At 67.6% G+C, this 17,038-nt stretch carries 21 protein-coding genes; 10 read left to right on the top strand and 11 right to left on the bottom strand.

The window, feature by feature from the left end:
* Window positions 1–61 precede the first annotated feature (61 nt).
* From ABL844_RS03660 to trpE, 8 genes are all read right to left on the bottom strand, one after another.
* Window positions 62–769: a uracil-DNA glycosylase gene (locus ABL844_RS03660; protein WP_418130509.1), complete on the bottom strand. Its 708-nt coding sequence runs from the start codon at window positions 767–769 to the stop codon at window positions 62–64.
* A complete protein-coding gene (gene trpC / locus ABL844_RS03655; protein ID WP_418130508.1) occupies window positions 766–1,566 on the bottom strand; it encodes an indole-3-glycerol phosphate synthase TrpC in 801 nt (266 codons plus the stop codon). The genes ABL844_RS03660 and trpC overlap by 4 nt, the downstream gene beginning before the upstream one ends.
* Window positions 1,567–1,595: 29 nt before the next feature.
* Entirely contained in the window at window positions 1,596–2,618 is a 1,023-nt protein-coding gene (gene trpD / locus ABL844_RS03650) for an anthranilate phosphoribosyltransferase (protein ID WP_126025765.1), read from the bottom strand.
* A 21-nt stretch (window positions 2,619–2,639) separates the two neighbouring features.
* A complete protein-coding gene (locus ABL844_RS03645) occupies window positions 2,640–3,305 on the bottom strand; it encodes a LysE family translocator (protein WP_418130507.1) in 666 nt (221 codons plus the stop codon).
* 16 nt (window positions 3,306–3,321) lie between these two features.
* The gene (gene ltaE / locus ABL844_RS03640; protein WP_418130506.1) at window positions 3,322–4,386 is read right to left on the bottom strand and encodes a low-specificity L-threonine aldolase; all 1,065 of its coding nucleotides are present in this window, start codon (window positions 4,384–4,386) and stop codon (window positions 3,322–3,324) included.
* Window positions 4,387–4,394: 8 nt separating this feature from the next.
* Window positions 4,395–4,979, bottom strand: coding sequence for an aminodeoxychorismate/anthranilate synthase component II (locus tag ABL844_RS03635; protein ID WP_093208994.1), 585 nt, complete (start codon window positions 4,977–4,979; stop codon window positions 4,395–4,397).
* Window positions 4,980–5,067: 88 nt separating this feature from the next.
* Window positions 5,068–5,520 carry a GxxExxY protein gene (locus ABL844_RS03630; RefSeq protein WP_418130505.1) on the bottom strand — a complete coding sequence of 151 codons (453 nt, stop codon included), beginning with the start codon at window positions 5,518–5,520 and terminating at the stop codon, window positions 5,068–5,070.
* Window positions 5,517–7,019 carry an anthranilate synthase component I gene (gene trpE / locus ABL844_RS03625; RefSeq protein WP_418118987.1) on the bottom strand — a complete coding sequence of 501 codons (1,503 nt, stop codon included), beginning with the start codon at window positions 7,017–7,019 and terminating at the stop codon, window positions 5,517–5,519. Before trpE ends, ABL844_RS03630 begins: the two co-directional genes overlap by 4 nt.
* A gap of 350 nt (window positions 7,020–7,369) precedes the next feature.
* Between trpE and ABL844_RS03620 the strand changes: the two genes are divergently transcribed.
* Window positions 7,370–7,972: a chalcone isomerase family protein gene (locus tag ABL844_RS03620; RefSeq protein ID WP_418118986.1), complete on the top strand. Its 603-nt coding sequence runs from the start codon at window positions 7,370–7,372 to the stop codon at window positions 7,970–7,972.
* Between the two features lie 9 nt (window positions 7,973–7,981).
* Here the strand turns inward: ABL844_RS03620 and gph are convergent, their stop codons facing one another.
* The 3 genes from gph to ABL844_RS03605 form a co-directional block, all read right to left on the bottom strand.
* Window positions 7,982–8,635, bottom strand: coding sequence for a phosphoglycolate phosphatase (gene gph, locus ABL844_RS03615; RefSeq protein ID WP_418131874.1), 654 nt, complete (start codon window positions 8,633–8,635; stop codon window positions 7,982–7,984).
* Window positions 8,636–8,825: 190 nt separating this feature from the next.
* Window positions 8,826–10,346 (bottom strand): tripartite tricarboxylate transporter permease, encoded by a 1,521-nt coding sequence (locus ABL844_RS03610; RefSeq protein WP_126025758.1) that lies wholly within the window; start codon window positions 10,344–10,346, stop codon window positions 8,826–8,828.
* Window positions 10,347–10,360: 14 nt separating this feature from the next.
* On the bottom strand, window positions 10,361–10,849 hold the full coding sequence (locus ABL844_RS03605) for a tripartite tricarboxylate transporter TctB family protein (protein ID WP_126025757.1): 489 nt from the start codon (window positions 10,847–10,849) through the stop codon (window positions 10,361–10,363).
* Window positions 10,850–11,088: 239 nt separating this feature from the next.
* Between ABL844_RS03605 and ABL844_RS03600 the strand changes: the two genes are divergently transcribed.
* The 9 genes from ABL844_RS03600 (at window position 11,089) to ABL844_RS03560 (ending at window position 16,984) form a co-directional block, all read left to right on the top strand.
* On the top strand, window positions 11,089–11,505 hold the full coding sequence (locus ABL844_RS03600; protein ID WP_126025756.1) for a MarR family winged helix-turn-helix transcriptional regulator: 417 nt from the start codon (window positions 11,089–11,091) through the stop codon (window positions 11,503–11,505).
* 174 nt (window positions 11,506–11,679) lie between these two features.
* Complete coding sequence (locus ABL844_RS03595; protein ID WP_184639874.1) at window positions 11,680–12,225, top strand: Rrf2 family transcriptional regulator; 546 nt, start codon at window positions 11,680–11,682, stop codon at window positions 12,223–12,225.
* Window positions 12,226–12,253: 28 nt separating this feature from the next.
* Window positions 12,254–12,601: a hypothetical protein gene (locus ABL844_RS03590; RefSeq protein ID WP_418130504.1), complete on the top strand. Its 348-nt coding sequence runs from the start codon at window positions 12,254–12,256 to the stop codon at window positions 12,599–12,601.
* A 171-nt stretch (window positions 12,602–12,772) separates the two neighbouring features.
* The gene (locus ABL844_RS03585) at window positions 12,773–12,928 is read left to right on the top strand and encodes a hypothetical protein (protein WP_184639877.1); all 156 of its coding nucleotides are present in this window, start codon (window positions 12,773–12,775) and stop codon (window positions 12,926–12,928) included.
* Window positions 12,925–13,374, top strand: coding sequence for a hypothetical protein (locus tag ABL844_RS03580; protein ID WP_418130503.1), 450 nt, complete (start codon window positions 12,925–12,927; stop codon window positions 13,372–13,374). Before ABL844_RS03585 ends, ABL844_RS03580 begins: the two co-directional genes overlap by 4 nt.
* 99 nt (window positions 13,375–13,473) lie before the next feature.
* On the top strand, window positions 13,474–14,217 hold the full coding sequence (locus ABL844_RS03575) for an SGNH/GDSL hydrolase family protein (RefSeq protein WP_418130502.1): 744 nt from the start codon (window positions 13,474–13,476) through the stop codon (window positions 14,215–14,217).
* 163 nt (window positions 14,218–14,380) lie between these two features.
* Window positions 14,381–15,001, top strand: a complete 621-nt coding sequence (locus tag ABL844_RS03570; protein WP_418130501.1) for a hypothetical protein — start codon at window positions 14,381–14,383, stop codon at window positions 14,999–15,001.
* Between the two features lie 269 nt (window positions 15,002–15,270).
* Window positions 15,271–15,774, top strand: coding sequence for a sigma-70 family RNA polymerase sigma factor (locus ABL844_RS03565; RefSeq protein WP_184640552.1), 504 nt, complete (start codon window positions 15,271–15,273; stop codon window positions 15,772–15,774).
* Window positions 15,775–15,934: 160 nt separating this feature from the next.
* The gene (locus tag ABL844_RS03560) at window positions 15,935–16,984 is read left to right on the top strand and encodes a FecR family protein (protein ID WP_184639887.1); all 1,050 of its coding nucleotides are present in this window, start codon (window positions 15,935–15,937) and stop codon (window positions 16,982–16,984) included.
* The last annotated feature ends 54 nt before the right edge of the window (window positions 16,985–17,038 follow it).

Here is a 17,038-nt window from a genome sequence, read left to right as displayed (position 1 = left end):
GCATCAACAAAGATGCAGGAAAACCGCTCGAGGCGTTAGCCCACGATTATCGCCTAAGTTTTCACCCCTCCGACCGCTGCGCCTCCCGCCAGGCGCGCGCTTCGCCGAAATGACCGCAGCCGATGAACGGCACGGGCGGCCGTTGAGCCGAAAGAGGCGACGGATGATTCGACATCAGCACCTTATGGCGCCCAACGTCGATCAACGCCCGCTTACTCTGAGCATGCGAACCCCACAGCATAAAAACAACAGGTTTGGCGCCGTTTGAAACATGCCGAATGACGGCATCCGTCAGCACCTCCCAGCCACGCCCGGAATGGCTGGCCGGCTGGGCCTCCTCGACCGTCAGGCAGGTGTTCAGCAGCAGCACGCCATGCGTGGCCCACTTCACCAGGCTGCCGCCCGGATTCGGAAACGGCGGCGGCGCAGCCCCCAGGTCGCGCTGCAATTCCTTGAAGATGTTGCGCAGCGACGGCGGCAGCGCCACGCCGGGCGCCACGGAAAACGCAAGTCCCTCGGCCTGGCCGCGCCCGTGATACGGGTCCTGCCCCAGGATCACCACGCGCACGTCTTCCGGCGGCGTGAGTTCCAGCGCCCTCAACGGCTGCGGCGGAAAGATCACGGCGCCAGCGTCAAGCCGCTCGCGCAGGAAGTCTTGCAGCTTCTGCCCCACGGCACTACCGAAGAACTCGTCGACCAGCGGCTGCCAGCCCGGGGCCACCGGCCAGTCGGCCGGATTGCTGCTCGACAGCTGATCGGGCCGGCTCATTTGAACAATGCAGCGAGGGCCTCGCCGGGTTCCTTGGCGCGCATGAAAGCCTCGCCGACCAGGAAGGCGTTGACGCCGGCCGCGCGCAAGGTGGCCACGTCCTCGCGCGTGCCGATGCCCGACTCAGTCACCGGCAGGCGATCGGCGGGCAGCTTCGGCAGCAGATCGATGGTCGCCTGTATCGACACCTCGAAGTTGCGCAGATTGCGGTTGTTGATCCCGATCAGCGCCGTCTTCAGCCCGAGCGCGCGGTCCAGCTCGGCCGCGTCGTGCACCTCCACCAACACCGCCATGCCCAGCCCGCGCGCGATGGCTTCGTAGTCCTTCATCTGCGCGTCGTCGAGGCAGGCGGCAATCAGCAGGATCGCGTCGGCACCTATCGCGCGCGACTCGTACACCTGGTACGCATCGACGATGAAATCCTTGCGCAGCACCGGCAGCTCGCACGAGGCGCGCGCCTGCTTGAGATAGTCCACGCCGCCCTGGAAGAACTGCTTGTCGGTCAGCACCGAGAGGCAGGCCGCGCTGACCTCGCCATCGCCCTCGGCGTAGCTTTGCGCGATGTCGGCCGGAATGAAGTCCGCGCGCAGCACACCCTTGCTCGGGCTGGCCTTCTTGACTTCGGCGATCACCGCGGCTTGGCCTGCCGCGATCTTGGCTCGCAGCGCGCCTTCGAAGTCGCGCGTCAGCACGCGGCTCTCGGCGTCGAAGCGCACGGCTTCGAGCGGCGTGCGCTTCAGTGCCGCGGCCACTTCCTGGCGCTTGACGGCAACGATCTTGTCGAGGATGTCGGACATGACTTCTGGGTTTCCTGTTCTCTTGAAGCTCAGACGGTCGAGGAGGCCTTGACCAGCTCCGCCAGCTTGGCCTTTGCCGCGCCCGAGGCGATGGCAGCGCGCGAGCGCTCCACGCCCGCCTGCACCGAGTCGACCACGTTCGCCGCGTAAAGCGCCGCTCCGGCGTTCAGCAGCACGATGTCTAGCGCCGGGCCGGCCTGATTGTCGAGCACGGCCAGCAGCATCGCCTTCGACTGTTCAGGCGTTTCCACGCGCAGCGCGCGGTTGCTCGACATCTGGAAGCCGAAGTCCTCGGGATGCAGCTCGTATTCGCGGATCTCGCCATCCTTCAGCTCGCCCACCATGGTCGCCGCGCCGAGCGAGATCTCGTCCATGCCGTCGCGCCCGTAGACCACCACCGCATGTTCGGCACCGAGCCGCTGCAGCGCACGCACCTGGATGCCCACGAGGTCGGGGTGGAAAACGCCCATCAGGATGTTCGGAGCGCCGGCCGGGTTGGTCAGCGGCCCGAGGATATTGAAGATGGTCTTGATGCCCAGCTCCTTGCGAACCGGCGCGACGTTCTTCATCGCCGGATGATGGTTCGGCGCGAACATGAAGCCGATTCCGCACTCCTCGATGGAGCGCGCGATCTGCTCGGGCTTGAGGTTGATGTTCACCCCCAGCGACTCCAGCACGTCGGCGCTGCCCGACTTGCTCGACACGCTGCGCCCGCCGTGCTTGCTCACCTTGGCGCCCGCGGCGGCGGCCACGAACATCGAGCAGGTCGAGATGTTGAAGGTGTGCGAGCCGTCGCCGCCCGTGCCCACGATGTCCACGAGGTTCGTCGTGTCCTTCACCGGCACCTTGGTCGACACCTCGCGCATCACCTGCGCGGCGGCGGTGATCTCGCCGATGGTTTCCTTCTTCACACGCAGGCCGGTGATCAGCGCCGCCATCATCACGGGCGAGCACTCGCCGCTCATAATGAGGCGCACGATGTGCAGCATCTCGTCGTGGAAGACCTCGCGGTGCTCGATGGTGCGCTGCAGCGCTTCCTGGGGGGTGATCATGGAAAGTCTCCTCGAAAAGAATCAGCGGCCGACGCGAACGGCGGCGGGCGCGTCGGTGAACGCGAGCTTGAGGCCGAAGCCGATGAACAGCACGCCGGCGGCGCGGTCGAGCCAGTGCATGCCCTTGCGCACAGCGCTGCGGCGCGCCATCCAGCCCGCCGCCAGCGCCCATCCCACGTTGACGGGAACGGCGTTGAGATTGAACAGCACGCCCAGCAGCACGAAGGCCAGCGCCGTGTTGCCGGTGCCCGGCGCAATGAACTGCGGCACGAAGGCCAGGAAGAACAGCGCGACCTTCGGGTTGAGCACGTTGGTCCAGAAGCCGCCCACGAAGATCGCCTTGAGGCTGCGCTCCCCGCTCACCGCCGCGGCGGCAGCGTCGAGATCGGCGGGCGGCGTGGCGCGCGACATCAGCATGCGCACGCCAAGGTACAGCAGGTAGGCCGCGCCGATGTACTTGAGCACGGTGAAGGCCCCGGCGGAAGTCGCCATCAGCGTGCCCACGCCGACGGCGGCAGCGAAGATGTGCACGAAGCACCCTGTCGTGATGCCCAGCCCGGCCACGATGCCGGCGCGCGCGCCCGAACGCAGCGAATTCGTGACCACGTACAGCACGTCGGGCCCCGGCGTGAGGTTCAGCAGCCAGCCGGCGGCGATGAATGCGAGCAGATGCGGAAGATCGGGCATCGCGTTCTCGCCGTTTTCAGGGTTTGGCGAAGAAGGCGCGGATCGCGGCAACGGCCCGGTCCACGCCGGCGGCGTCGACATCGAGGTGCGTCACGAAGCGCAGCCGGTAGAGGCCCGTCGCAAGAATGCCCTGCGAATTGAGGCTCGCCAGCAGCTCCGAAGAGCGCGCCTGCGCAGCACCGGTGAGATCAACGAACACGATGTTCGTGTGCGGTGCCTCCACCTTCAGCCCCTCGATGCCTTCGAGCCCCTGCGCCAGGCGCTGTGCCAGCGCGTGGTCGTCAGCAAGGCGGTCGACATGGTGGTCGAGCGCATGCGACGCCGCCGCGGCCAGCAGGCCGGCCTGCCGCATGCCGCCGCCAGCCATCTTTCGGATGCGGTGCGCGCGGGCGATGAACTCGCGCGAACCGACCAGCGCCGAGCCGATCGGCGCACCAAGCCCCTTGCTGAAGCACACCGACACGCTGTCGAAGCACTGCGCAATGCGGCGGGCTTCGGCCCGGATGTCGCCGCCCTTGTTCAGCGCGGCCTGCGCGGTCGCGGCGTTGAAGAGCCGCGCACCGTCCAGGTGCCGCTGCAGTCCCTTGCTCTTCGCGAGATCGGTCGCCGCCTGCACGTATTCGAATGGCAGCAGCTTGCCGCCCAGCGTGTTCTCCAGCGCCAGCAGCCGCGTGCGAGCGAAGTGCGCGTCGTCGGGCTTGATGGCCGCCTCGATCTGCGCGAGCGGCAGCGTGCCGTCAGGCGCGTGGTCGAGCGGTTGCGGCTGCACGCTGCCGAACACCGCCGCGCCACCGCCTTCCCAGCGGTAGCAATGCGCCTGCTGGCCGACGATGTACTCGTCGCCGCGGCCGCAGTGCGACAGGATCGCGCACAGATTGCTCTGCGTGCCGGTGGGCACGAACAGCGCCGCCTCGAAACCCAGCATGGCCGCGATCTTTTCCTGCAGCGCATTTACGCTCGGATCGGTACCGAAGACGTCGTCGCCCAAGGGCGCCGCCATCATGGCTTCGCGCATCGCGGGCGTGGGTTGGGTGACGGTGTCGCTGCGAAGGTCGACGAAGGAAGTGCGATCGGTGGTCATGGTGGTGGTCAATCCAGAAAGTTCTTGAGCATGGCGTGACCGTGCTCCGTCAAGATCGATTCCGGATGGAACTGCACGCCCTCGATGCGCACATCGTGCGCGAAGCCGGTGTGACGCACGCCCATGATCTCGCCGTCGTCGGTCCAGGCGGTGACAGCCAGCGCCTTCGGGCAGCTCTCGCGCTCGATGGAAAGCGAGTGGTAGCGGTTGACGACGAACCTCTGGGGCAGCCCTGCGAACACGCCTTCCTGCGTGGTCGTGATCTCGCTGGTCTTGCCGTGCATGAGCTGCTGCGCGCGCACGATCTTGCCGCCGAAGGCCGCGCCGATGGCCTGGTGCCCCAGGCACACCCCCAGGATGGGCAGCTTGCCCGCGAAGGCCTCGATGGCCGCCACCGACACGCCCGCCTCCGCCGGCGAGCAAGGCCCCGGCGACACCACCAGCCGCGTCACGCCCGAAGCGATCAGCTCGCCGATCTGCTCGACCGTGATCTCGTCGTTGCGATGCACCTGCACGTCCGCACCCAGTTCGCCGAAGTACTGGACGATGTTGTAGGTGAAGCTGTCGTAGTTGTCGATCATCAGGAGCTTCATTTTTCGAGGCCCTCCGAATCCGGACTTCCGAACGCAGAAGTCGCGAAGGTTTCGCAGAAATCGCAGAAGGAATTCAAAAAGAAGGTCTTCATAGCTTGTTCACCACCCGATGGATTCCCTTGACGACGGGGAAGGTATGGAAGTTGATCAGCAGGCCCAGCTTCATGCCGGAGACGCGCAGATACGACAGCAACTGCGCACGATGCGCCTCGCTGACGGCATCCATGGCCTTGAGTTCGAGCAGCACGCTGCCCTCGATCACGAAGTCTGCGCGGTATGCGATGCCCAGCGGGCGCCCCTTGTAGACCGCCTCGATCGGGACTTCGCGTTCGAACGCCAACTCGCGCTCATGCAGTTCGATCGCCATCGCAGCCGCATAGGCGCTTTCCAGAAGCCCCGTGCCAAGCACACGTTGAACCTCGACCGCCGCGCCGATGACATCGTGCGAACAGTCATTTTCAAAACCTGGCGGTTCCTTCTGCGACCTCTGCGAAACCTTCGCGCCCTCTGCGTTCGGCTGCCCGTATCCCACGCCACTCATTCCAACCCCTCCTCGACCAGTTCCGCCGCCCGCAGCAGCGCCCGAGCCTTGGCCTCGGTTTCCTTCCACTCCAGCTCGGGCACCGAGTCGGCCACCACGCCGGCCGCGGCCTGCACGTGCAGCATCTGGTCCTTCACGATGCCGGTGCGGATCGCGATGGCCACGTCCATGTCGCCCGCGTAGCTGATGTAGCCGCAAGCGCCGCCGTACAGGCCGCGCTTGGTGGGCTCCAGCTCGTCGATGAGCTCCATCGCATGCACCTTCGGCGCGCCGGTCAGTGTGCCGGCCGGGAAGGTGGCCTTGAGCACGTCGATGGCGGTCATGCCGTCCTTCAGCGTGCCTTCGACGTTGCTCACGATGTGCATCACGTGGCTGTAGCGTTCTACCGCGAAGGCCTCGGTCACCTTCACGGTGCCGGTCTTGGCGATGCGGCCGATGTCGTTGCGCGCGAGGTCGATCAGCATCACGTGCTCGGCGCGTTCCTTCGGGTCGTTGATGAGCTCCACCTCGGCCGCCTTATCGAGCTCCAGCGACGCGCCGCGCGGGCGGGTGCCGGCCAGCGGGCGGATGGTGATCTTCTGCTCGCCCTCGCCGGTGTTCTCCTGGCGCACCAGGATCTCGGGCGACGCGCCCACCACGTGGAAGTCGCCGAGGTTGTAGTAGTACATGTAGGGCGACGGGTTCAGCGAGCGCAGCGCGCGGTACAGCGACAGCGGCGACTCCGTGTAGCGCTTGCTGATGCGCTGGCCCACCTGCACCTGCATGAAGTCGCCGGCGGCGATCATTTCCTTGGCACGCTCCACGGCCGCGAGGTAGTCGGCCTTGGCAAAGCTGCGCTCGGGTGGATGCGGCTGCGTCGGCTTCACGATGGGCGCGCTCACCGAATACTTGAGCTTTTCCTTCAGCTCGCGCAGGCGGCGCTTGCCCACCGCATAGGCCTCGGGCTGCTTCGGATCGGCATAGACGATGAGGTACAGCTTGCCCGAGAGGTTGTCGATGACCGCCAGTTCCTCGCACTGCAGCAGCAGGATGTCGGGGCAGCCCAGCGCGTCGGGCGGGCAGCTCTTCTCGAGCTTGCGCTCGATGTGGCGCACGGTGTCGTAGCCGAAGTAGCCGGCAAGGCCGCCGCAGAAACGCGGCAGGCCCGGCCGCAGCGCCACCTTGAAGCGCTTCTGGTACTCGGCCACGAAGTCGAGCGGGTTGCCGCGGACGGTCTCGACCACCTGCCCGTCGGTCACCACCTCGGTGACGGCTTCGGCGCCGAAGCCGCTGGCGCGCAGCAGCGTGCGCGCCGGCAGCCCGATGAAGCTGTAGCGCCCGAAGCGCTCGCCGCCCACCACCGATTCGAGCAGGAAGCTGTGCTTGCCGCCACCTTGCGAATGGGCCAGCTTGAGGTAGAGGGAAAGAGGAGTCTCGAGGTCGGCGAAGGCCTCGGCCATCAGCGGAATGCGGTTGTAGCCCTGGGCGCTGAGGCTCTTGAATTCAAGTTCGGTGATCACGGATTCGTTCTCCAGTTGCCTGCGGCGCTCCTTCGGCCGACGGCAAGGTCATTCACGGGCTGGCCCGGTGCCGGCGAGCGTGCCGGTCCGGAACCGCGGGCGCACGGCGTGCGCCGCGCAATCAAACAGTCAGCGAAGTATGGCGACGCCAGGGCCAGGCTCCCCGGCTGCCTTCACCTGTTTGAATGACGTGATGAACGAACATATGAGCTGCGGAGTTTAGCCCACGAAAACGCCCGAGCGTGCAACCGGGCGCATCGGCGGTGGCTTTCAGGGTTCCCCCGAAGCCGAAGGAGTAGAACAAAAAGATACATTCGAACGATCGTTCGCAAATTTCCAAGGAGACAGCGTTGACCGCCCTTCCGCTCACGACCGTGTTCCCTCGCCTCGTCCTGGCCGCCTGCCTCGCCGCCGCCAGCCTCGGTGTGCCGGCCGCACAGGTCGACGTAGGTGGCGTCAAGCTTGAAGACCAGATGGATCTGCGTGGCGCGCCCCTCGTGCTCAATGGCGCGGGCATCCGCTACAAGGCCATCTTCAAGGTCTACGCGGCCGGCCTCTACGTGGGCAAGAAGGTGTCGACGCCCGAGGAAGCACTGGCCGCGCCCGGACCCAAGCGCGTGGCCATCACGATGCTGCGCGACATCGACGCGAACGAGCTCGGCAAGCTCTTCACCAAGGGCGTGGAAGACAACTCGCCCAAGAGCGAGATGGTCAACCTCATTCCGGGCCTGCTGCGCATGGGCCAGATGTTCGCCGACCAGAAACAGTTGAAGACCGGCGACACCTTCACCATCGACTGGCTGCCCGGCACAGGCACGCTGATCACCGTGCGCGGCGTGCCCCAGCCCGATCCGATCAAGGAGCAGGCCTTCTTCAACGCGCTGTTGCGCATCTGGCTGGGCCCGAACCCGGCCGACTGGAAGCTGAAGGACGCGCTGCTCGGCAAGCAGTAGCTGGTGCTGCTACCGCGCGGCGGCCGGCGCCAACTCGGCCAGCGAATCGACGAAACCGTCGGCATCCACGCCGCGCACCGGCTCGCCGTGGTTGTAGCCGTAGGTCACCAGCACCACGGGACAACCCGCCGCACGCGCGGCGCGCGCGTCGTTGCTCGAGTCGCCGACCATCAGCGTGCGCTCAGGTGCCGTGCCCATCGCCTCGCAGGTCTTCAAGAGCGGCAGCGGATCGGGCTTCTTGCGCTCGAAGGCGTCGCCGCCGAACACAAGCTCGAAGAAGCCGTCGAGCCCCTTGTCGGCCAGCAGCGGCTTGGCGAACGAGGTCGGCTTGTTGGTGAGGCACGCCAGCCTCAGGCCCTGTGCGCGCAGCGCTTTCAGCCCTTCGATCACGCCGGGGTACACCGCCGAATGCCGCCCGTTGATGGCGAGGTAGTGATGCTGGTAACGCTCCCAGGCCCGGTCGAACAGCGCACGCGCCTTCGCGTCGGCCTCCGCGGCATCGGCGACGGCCGGCCCCATCACGTGCACGAGCGCGGAATGGATCAGGTGCTCCGAGCCCTTGCCCACCATCGTCTCGATGGCGGAAGGCGCCACGTGCGGCAGCGAGAGATCGTCGAGCATGCGGTTGAGCGAGGCGGCGAAGTCGCCCAGCGTGCCGACCATGGTGCCGTCGAGGTCGACGATGGCGGCGTCGAAGCGGGTGCGGGAGAAGCTGATGGAGTTCAAGGACGCGCGAGCAGAGTTTCGAGGGATTCCCGGCACTCTATCCGAGCAGCACCCAAACCTCAGTGCCGCCGGAATCCAGCCCGCAACGACTGCCCGCCTCCCGGCGTGGTCGAAGGCGGCCTCCGCCTCAGCCGCCCTCCTCGACGAAAGCCTCCTCGCGCTTGGAGCGTATGGACGGCAGCAGCACGATCAGCAGCAGGATGAGCGCGGCGACCAGCAGGCCCGCCGAGATCGGCCGCGACACGAACACGCTCCAGTCGCCGCGCGACAGCAGCAGTGCGCGGCGCAGGTTCTCCTCCATCATCGGCCCGAGGATCAGCCCCAGCAGCAATGGCGCCGGCTCGCAGCCCAGCTTGATGAAGGTGTAGCCCACCACGCCGAAGATCGCGACCAGCCAGATGTCGAAGACGTTGTTGTTGGTCGAGTAGACGCCGATGGCGCAGAACAGCACGATGGCCGGGAACAGCCACCGGTAGGGAATCGTCAGCAGCTTGATCCACAGCCCGATGAGCGGCAGGTTCAGGATCACCAGCATCAGGTTGCCGATCCACATCGAGGCGATCAGGCCCCAGAAGAGCTCCGGATTGCTGGTCATGACCTGCGGGCCGGGCTGGATGTTGTGGATGGTCATCGCACCGACCATCAACGCCATCACCGGATTGGGCGGAATGCCCAGCGTGAGCATCGGAATGAACGAAGTCTGCGCGCCCGCGTTGTTGGCGGCTTCAGGGCCCGCAACGCCGCGGATGTTGCCTTTGCCGAAGGTGACCTCGCCCGGCTTGAGCTTGATCTTCTTCTCCAGCGTATACGCGGCGAAGGCCGACAGCAGCGCACCGCCGCCTGGCAGGATGCCCAGGGAGGAGCCCAGCGCCGTGCCGCGCAGCACCGCGGGGAGCATGCGCCGGAAGTCTTCCTTCGTCGGCATCAGGCCCGAGACCTTCGCCGTGAACACCTCCCGTTCGTCCTCCGGCCTGGCCAGGTTGGCGATGATCTCGCCGTAGCCGAACACGCCCATCGCGATGGCGATGAACCCCAGGCCGTCCGTGAGTTCGGGGATGTCGAAGCTGTAGCGCGCAACGCCGGAGTTGACGTCGGTGCCCACCAGTCCGAGCAGCAGACCCACCATGATCATGCAGATCGCCTTGAGCAGCGAGCCCGAGGCCAGCACCACGGCGCCGATGAGGCCCAGGATCATCAGCGAGAAGTATTCGGCCGGGCCGAACTTGAAGGCGATCTCCGTCAGCGGAGGCGCGAATGCGGCCAGGATCAGAGTGCCCACGCAGCCTGCGAAGAACGACCCCAGGCCGGCCGCGGCAAGCGCCGGCCCTCCCCTGCCCTGCTTGGCCATCTGATGGCCGTCGATCACAGTGACCACGGAAGACGATTCGCCCGGCAGGTTCACCAGGATCGCGGTGGTCGAGCCGCCGTACTGCGAGCCGTAGTAGATGCCGGCGAGCATGATCAGCGCCGCCACCGGCGGCAGCGCATAGGTGGCGGGCAGCAGCATGGCGATGGTGGCCGTCGGGCCGATGCCGGGCAGCACGCCGATCAGCGTGCCTAGCAGGCAGCCGATGAATGCGTACAGGATGTTCTGCAGCGATACGGCCGTTGCGAAGCCGAGCGAGAGGTTGTTGATCAGGTCGGTCATGGCGCCTTCTCCCTTCAGCCGCTGATGAAGGTCGGCCAGACCTGAAACTGCAGCTTCAGCCCGACGATGAAGGTGAGGTAGCTGCCCACGGCCAGCACGGTCGCGAGGATCAGCGAAAGCTTCATCGAGAAGTTCGCCCCCGCCATGCAGGCGACGACGACGAGCGCGTAGATCGCGACGATCAGACCCATGGCCGGCAGCCCGATGTTGTGCAGGCCCGCCAGCAGGACTCCGAACAACAGGTTCGCGCCGATGATGAAGCCCAGCGGCTTCCATGCGATCTTTCCTACGGGATCTCCATCGGCGGTCTTCATGGTGAATGCGCTGGCGACCACCACCAGCCCCAGCACCGTCAGCAGCGTGCCGATGATCAGCGGGAAATAGCCGGGGCCCATGCGGGCCGCGCTGCCGACGTTGTAGTTGTTGGCCCCGATCGCGAAGGCCGCTCCGACGCAAGTGAACATGAGGCCGGAGAAGAAAGTCTTCTGGCTCTGGATCCGCATAGGCAATTTCTCTTTCCGATGAATGGATTTCGCCGCGCGCACCGCCGCAGGACAACGGCGCCGGACAAGGAGGATGCGTGCAACGGGCAGCGCGGAGGCGCGATGCCTCCTGGTCAGGTTGCAGACAGGTACCTCATGCTATGAGGTTTAATAGATCATGTTGTGAGTAATTACCCCATGCGTCTTCCGGGGGCGCTGCTACATTGGCCGCTTCGACACATGACACCAACAAGACGTCAATGGCCAGCCAACCGCGCAGCATCGAGAAGCACCAGCTCGAGGCGCTTTCCGACTTCAGATTCAGGCTGCGCAGCTTCCTGCGCTTCAGCGAGGACGCCGCGCGCGCCGAGGGCATCACCGTGCTGCAGTACCAGCTGATGCTCCACACCCAGGCCTTCCCGGGCCGGGAATGGGCGACGGTCAGCGAGATCGCCGAGCGCCTGCAGGCTCAGCTTCACGGCGTGGTCGCGCTCGTCTCGCGCTGCGAGGAAGCCGGCCTTGTCAAGCGAAAGCCCAGCACCACCGACCGGCGCCAGGTCGAGGTTCATCTGCTGGCAGCCGGGCGCAGGAAGCTGGAAAAGCTCGCGCTTCTGCACCAGGGGCAGATTGCCGATCTCACGGAGGTCGTTGCGCTTGTTGGAAAGGCCCGTAAATAGCCCTCGGTATCGGTTTTCAGCGGAGTCCGAGTTCAGCTGTCGTGCGGCGATCGTGCCTCGCCGGGGTTTTCAAACTGTTTCAAGAACCGTAGTTGCCACGCCTCGGAAACTTTTCGGGGCCTTTTGCACACCTATGACGCATTGTTTGAAAAACCCAACAACGAGGAACACTCCATGCGTCTCACGACGAAGGGCGGCTTCGCCTTGACGGCCATGATCGATGTCGCGATGCGCGAGCAGGATGGCCCGGTGCCACTGGCGTCGATCAGCAAGCGCCAGCACATTGCCCGCTCGTCGCTCGAACTCCTGTTCAGCAAGCTGCGCCAGCATGCGCTGATCAAGGCGACACGCGGACCGGGCGGCGGCTACACCTTGACGCGCAGGGCATCCGAAATCACGGTGGCGGACATCCTTGCCTCGGTCGACGGCCAGCCGCTGTCCGACGCCGAAGACTCGTCGAAGAAGGGCGAGGCCGGCGGCAAGGGCTGCTATTCCACCGAGGCGCTGTGGGCCTCCGCCAAGCATCACGTGATGGAGTTCCTGGGCTCGGTCACGCTGCAGAGCCTGGTCGAAGACCAGCTCGCCAAGGGTGTACGCGTGGAGCACGAGCCGTCGCAGCCGAAGAGGAAGGAAGCCCCGCTGAGCCCCGCCGCATTGCCGCTGCGCGTGAACGCACCCAATTCTGTGTTCGCGTGGAACGGCGTCTTCGCCAAGCGCTGAAGAACACTGCAACAACGCTCTCCTGACGATGCCCCGCTGGCTGCTGTCGCTGCTGCTCGTGCTCGCACTGGGCTGCCAGAGCTTTGCCGCTCTGGCCCAGTCGCACGAGGCGGCGATGGCGCCGGTCGTCGCCGGGCTCCAACCGTCGAGCCCCAGCCCCAATTGCGAGGCACCGGCCGAGCCGTTCAGCACGCTGGAAGAGCGCTCGCCGGCCACCGAACTCGCGCCGGACCTCTCCGAAATCTGCGGACTGCGCAACGCCACGTTGCACCACACCGCGTGGCGTGACGCGCCACCGCCGCAGCACTCTCACACGCCCGCATCCCGCGTGCCACCGGTTCCACTGAAACCGCCGCGCATGCGCATCGCGGCCTAGGCGAGAGAGGGTGCGGGTCCGTCCGCATCTCTTTCCTTTTCCACTTTCACGAATCCTCGCGATGCGCGACGTGCGGGCCACTGTGCCCACGCGTCGCGTTCGTCGTCGTCCCGCGCGGGCGTGTCCGGCGCGGGCATCCAACCCCATTCACCCAATCGATTCCTGTCATTCATGAGCGAACTCTCACTGATCATCTTCGGCGCCTGCCTCCTGCTGCTTTACCTGGCTTGGCGCGAACGCCTCGTCTCGAACCACCGCGATGCCGGCCTGCTCGCCGGCGTGGCCGCCTTCGCGGGCGTGGCGGGCATCGTGTCGCTGGCGGTGTGACGGCGCCGCAAGCTGCCCGGCGGCGACGCTGGATCGCCGCCGGGCTCGCCGTCGCGGCAGCGGCAGGCGCCTGCACCGACGGCTATCCCACCAGGGATGCGCCCGCTGCCGGCGACATGAGCGCCGCGGAGCACGTCCACGCGCTCAACGACATGCTGCGCCACGAGGCGCGCAGCATGGACGCGAGGCTGACGCTGGCGACGCCGTGCATCCTGCGGCTCGCGACCACCGCGCCCGGCGCGCACGAATCCACCGCCTCGCTGCGGCTGGAGACGCTGCACATCGCCTTCTCGGTGGACGAGCGCTACCGGGTGAACCTGGCCCCGGCCGCCAACCTGCCGGCCGCGCGCGACCACCGATTCGTGGTGGACGGCTGGCAGGACGCGGTCGCGTTCCGCTCGCACCTGCAGCAGCTGCAGATGGCCTGCGTGGCGTCGAAGGACTGAAGCGGGATTTCCTTGCGATGCGCATTGCGGGTTTGCGCATCTCGTTCGGCAACCGGATGAACGCCACTGAATTGCCAGTGGCGCCATCCGGAGATTGCCTTGGTTTTCCTTCCCGCTCACCGCCGCGCGGCCTGCGTCCGCCTGTCCGACATCGCATTCACGCTGCTCGCCATCCTGGCGATCGGCGCGCTGGTCCCCGCCTGCGGGGGCAACAGCCACAACCACAACACCGGCAGCAACAACAAGGCCTCCGTGCGACAGCCGGCGCACGCGGCCTCTTCGACAGCCCAGCCGGACCCGCAGGCCCCACGTGACTGCACCGTCACCTTCGAGGGCGACTCGATCCTGCACGGCGGCTACGCCGCCAACAGGCGCTTCGACGAGCCGCCCGCCGCGATGCTCAAGCGCCTGCGCCCCGCCTACACGGTGATCGACAACAGCGAGCCGGGCGCCACCGCCACCCGGCGCGCGCCGGCGTTCTCCACGGCGCCGCTCACCACGCATTTCGTGGTGCTGCAGCACGGCATCAACGACGCGATGTCCGGCCAGCCCTACGAGCCCGCGCTGCGCCGCATGGTCGCGCATGTGCAGGCCGAGGGGCGCACCCCGGTCATCACCGGGCTCAGCCGGCAGCCGCTCACCGCGACGGGCAGGGACGAGGCCGACGCCATCGCCCGCAGGGTGGCCGGCGAGACGGGGGCGCTCTTCGCCGACTGGGGCGCCGTGACCTTCAAGCCCGCCGAGATGGCCGACGTGCTGCATCCCGCGCCTGCCTACAGCGAACGGCTGGTCGGGCGCATCGTGCTCATGCTGGACAAGGCCGCGCCCGAATGCCGGGCCTGACGCCCGGATTTTTCGGCGCGCCATTACGGGTTTTGCGGGCCTCGTCCGGCAAGGGAGTGCATTCACCCGAGACCGAAAAGAGGAGCCGCCTCCCCATGCTTCAGAACCCCCGTCATCGCTTTCAGGCACCGCCGCCCTCGGCGTGCCCCCGGGAGAGCGTCCGATGAGCACCGGCAGCCTCGGCCTCGTGGTCGCCGCCTGCTTCGCCCTCGGCGCCGCCTGGCTCGCCGGCAAGACGCTCTCGACCCGCGCCAACGGCACGCCGATGCCCCAGCTCGCCGCCCGGCAGGAAGCAGCCGCCGCGCGCGAACGCATCGACCTGCGCCAGCCGCTGCGCGCGCTCGCCACAACGCCCACCACGCATGGCGAAACCCTGGCGCAGCGCGGCATCGGGCTCGACCTCGCCTTGCCGGACGCCGCGCTCACGGTAGTAGCCATCGCCGGCGACCTGCCGCTGCTCGTGTCTCACATCGCCGACGCCGCGGCCGCGACCTTGCCGCGGGGCGCCACGCTGCATGTGCTGGCGCGCGCCGAAGGACACCAGGCGGTGGTGAGCCTGCGCGAAGCCGACATTTCCACCGGCACCGCGCCCCGCCTCTCGCAGGCCTTCGAGACCGGCATCGGCCGACCCACGTCGTCCCTGGCCCATGCCTGCCAGGCCATCGCCGCACGCCACGGTGCGCGCATCTACACCGCGCCCTCGCCGCTGGGCGACGGTTGCCTCACGCTGCGGTTTCCGCTGTACGGCGTCCGCGCCGCGCGTGCGCCGAAAGGGCTGCTCTGATGCCCGCCGGACGGCTCGTCGACGGCTGCTGCCTCGGCGCGGCGGTGGCCGGCCTCGCGCTCTCGGTCGGCCTGGGCCGCTGCGGGCAGGGCCGCGCGGGCGCCACGGCCCTGTCCACGCTCGCGCCCATCATGCAGACCCGCAGCCACCGGCTCCAGACGGGGTGTCCTGCCGGGGCGAAACGCCGTTCGCCAGCGCCAACGCAGTGAGATAGATTCATGCCTGCCGCACTCGCCGCGTTCCCGAACGACTTTTCCTCGCCCTCCTCCATGCCGGACGACCGTCCTCCTTCGCGCAGCGTGGAAAGCCTCTACGGCGACCACCACGGCTGGCTGCTCGGCTGGCTGCGCCGCAAGCTGGGCCACCCGGGCGACGCCGCCGACCTGGCGCAGGACACCTTCGTGCGCGTGCTGGGCCGCCCGCGCGACATCGACGAGGTCCGCGAGCCCCGCGCCTGGCTCACCACCATCGCGCACGGGCTGGTGGTCGACCACGTGCGCCGCCGAACGCTGGAGCGCGCCTGCCTGGAGGCGATCGCCGCGCTGCCCGAGCCGCAGGCGCCCTCGCCCGAGGCGCAGATGCTGCTGGTCGAATCGCTGGTGCGCATCGACGCGATGCTCGACGGGCTGCCGTCCAAGGCGCGCAGCGCCTTTTTGCTCTCGCGGCTCGACGGCCTCGGCTATGCGGAGATCGCGCAGCGACTCGATGTGAGCCTGAGCTCCGTAGAAAAATACATGGCCACCGCCATCCGTCACTGCCTGGCGCTGAAATGATGAAACTCCCCCAGGCTTCGCGCACTTCGTGTCGCTTCTCCTCCCCCCTCGCCGGGGGCAGCACCGGCGGCCCGGCAGAGCCGGTTCCGCGGTGTTCCTGGCTTTGGCCGAGACTATTTCGTGCGACCGGGATCACGGGAAGTGCGCAGAGCCATCCAGAATGAAAGCCGCATTTCCTTCCACCCCGCTAACCGGCGACGGCACGGCCACGGCCGCCGAGCTGCTCGACCAGGCCATCGCCTGGGCCGTGCGGCTGGGCTCCGGCAGCGCCGACGAGAAGACCCATGACGAATGCGGCGCATGGCGCGCCGCGCATCCCTCGCACGAGCAGGCCTGGCAGCAGGTGCAGGCCGTGGAAGACACCTTCCGCCAGGTGCCGCGCATGGGCGAGGCGGGCGGCGCGCTGGCCCACGGCGCGCTGCAGGCGGCCACCCGCCTGCGGGCCCAGCAGGGCCGCCGCCGCGCGCTCGGGGTTCTGGGCGTGATGGGGCTGGCCGTCACGGGCGGCATGGCCGGCCTCTTCGTCTGGCGCGAGCAGCCATGGGAGAGCCGCACCGACTACGCCACCGCCGTGGGCGAACGCAAGCGCGTGACGCTGGCCGACGGCACCGAGCTGAACCTCAACACCGGCTCCGAGGTGCAGGTGATCTTCTCGCCGCGCCGCCGCCGCATCTTGCTGCGGCGCGGCGAGCTCTTCGTGCGCACCGGCGCGGACGACGGCTCGCTGCTCGGCCACCGCGCATTCTGGGTCGAGACGCCGCACGCGCGCTTCGAGGCGCTGGGCACGCGCTTCGGCGTGCGCGAGCAGGACGACCAGACGCGGCTGTCGATGACCGAGGGCCGCGTGGCCATCCACACCACCGTCGACGCACAGCCGGTAGTCGCCCAGGCGGGAGACGGCTACATCGTGCGCGGCGGCGCGGCACAACCGCCCCAGCGCATCGTGGACCGCAGCTTCGAGCCCGACGCCTGGACCGACGGCGCGCTGGTGGCGCGGCAGATGAGGCTCGATGCCTTCATCGCCGAGCTGGCGCGCTACCACGCCACACCGCTGCTCTGCGACGCGGATGCGGCATCGCTGCGCGTGTCGGGCGTCTTCCAGCTCAGCGGCCCCGACCCCGTCGGCCGCGCGCTGGAGGCGCTGGTACGCACACTGCCGGTCCGGCTCGACCGCGGCACTGGAGGCACATTGACTGTCGCGCGACGTTGAGACGCCTTTCTCCGGACCGCCATCCCGGGTTCTGGCGGTTCCGGCAGACAAGGC

This window comes from Variovorax sp. 278MFTsu5.1 (genome assembly GCF_048305045.1).
Taxonomy (GTDB): domain Bacteria; phylum Pseudomonadota; class Gammaproteobacteria; order Burkholderiales; family Burkholderiaceae_C; genus Variovorax; species Variovorax guangxiensis.
Note: the sequence above shows the minus strand (reverse complement) of the source record. Positions and strands in the feature narration are given on the sequence as shown.

Bases quoted from the DNA above. Each gene is read 5' to 3' on its own strand.
- trpD (WP_126025765.1), bottom strand. From the start codon at position 2,618: ATGATCACCCCCCAGGAAGCGCTGCAGCGCACCATCGAGCACCGCGAG.
- ABL844_RS03605 (WP_126025757.1), bottom strand. From the start codon at position 10,849: ATGCGGATCCAGAGCCAGAAGACTTTCTTCTCCGGCCTCATGTTCACT.
- ABL844_RS03630 (WP_418130505.1), bottom strand. From the start codon at position 5,520: ATGAGTGGCGTGGGATACGGGCAGCCGAACGCAGAGGGCGCGAAGGTT.
- gph (WP_418131874.1), bottom strand. From the start codon at position 8,635: ATGGTCGGCACGCTGGGCGACTTCGCCGCCTCGCTCAACCGCATGCTC.
- trpC (WP_418130508.1), bottom strand. From the start codon at position 1,566: ATGTCCGACATCCTCGACAAGATCGTTGCCGTCAAGCGCCAGGAAGTG.
- ABL844_RS03645 (WP_418130507.1), bottom strand. From the start codon at position 3,305: ATGCCCGATCTTCCGCATCTGCTCGCATTCATCGCCGCCGGCTGGCTG.
- ABL844_RS03600 (WP_126025756.1), top strand. From the start codon at position 11,089: ATGGCCAGCCAACCGCGCAGCATCGAGAAGCACCAGCTCGAGGCGCTT.
- ABL844_RS03570 (WP_418130501.1), top strand. From the start codon at position 14,381: ATGAGCACCGGCAGCCTCGGCCTCGTGGTCGCCGCCTGCTTCGCCCTC.
- ABL844_RS03560 (WP_184639887.1), top strand. From the start codon at position 15,935: ATGAAAGCCGCATTTCCTTCCACCCCGCTAACCGGCGACGGCACGGCC.
- ABL844_RS03585 (WP_184639877.1), top strand. From the start codon at position 12,773: ATGAGCGAACTCTCACTGATCATCTTCGGCGCCTGCCTCCTGCTGCTT.
- ABL844_RS03565 (WP_184640552.1), top strand. From the start codon at position 15,271: ATGCCGGACGACCGTCCTCCTTCGCGCAGCGTGGAAAGCCTCTACGGC.
- ltaE (WP_418130506.1), bottom strand. From the start codon at position 4,386: ATGACCACCGATCGCACTTCCTTCGTCGACCTTCGCAGCGACACCGTC.
- ABL844_RS03595 (WP_184639874.1), top strand. From the start codon at position 11,680: ATGCGTCTCACGACGAAGGGCGGCTTCGCCTTGACGGCCATGATCGAT.
- ABL844_RS03610 (WP_126025758.1), bottom strand. From the start codon at position 10,346: ATGACCGACCTGATCAACAACCTCTCGCTCGGCTTCGCAACGGCCGTA.
- ABL844_RS03660 (WP_418130509.1), bottom strand. From the start codon at position 769: ATGAGCCGGCCCGATCAGCTGTCGAGCAGCAATCCGGCCGACTGGCCG.
- ABL844_RS03590 (WP_418130504.1), top strand. From the start codon at position 12,254: ATGCCCCGCTGGCTGCTGTCGCTGCTGCTCGTGCTCGCACTGGGCTGC.
- ABL844_RS03635 (WP_093208994.1), bottom strand. From the start codon at position 4,979: ATGAAGCTCCTGATGATCGACAACTACGACAGCTTCACCTACAACATC.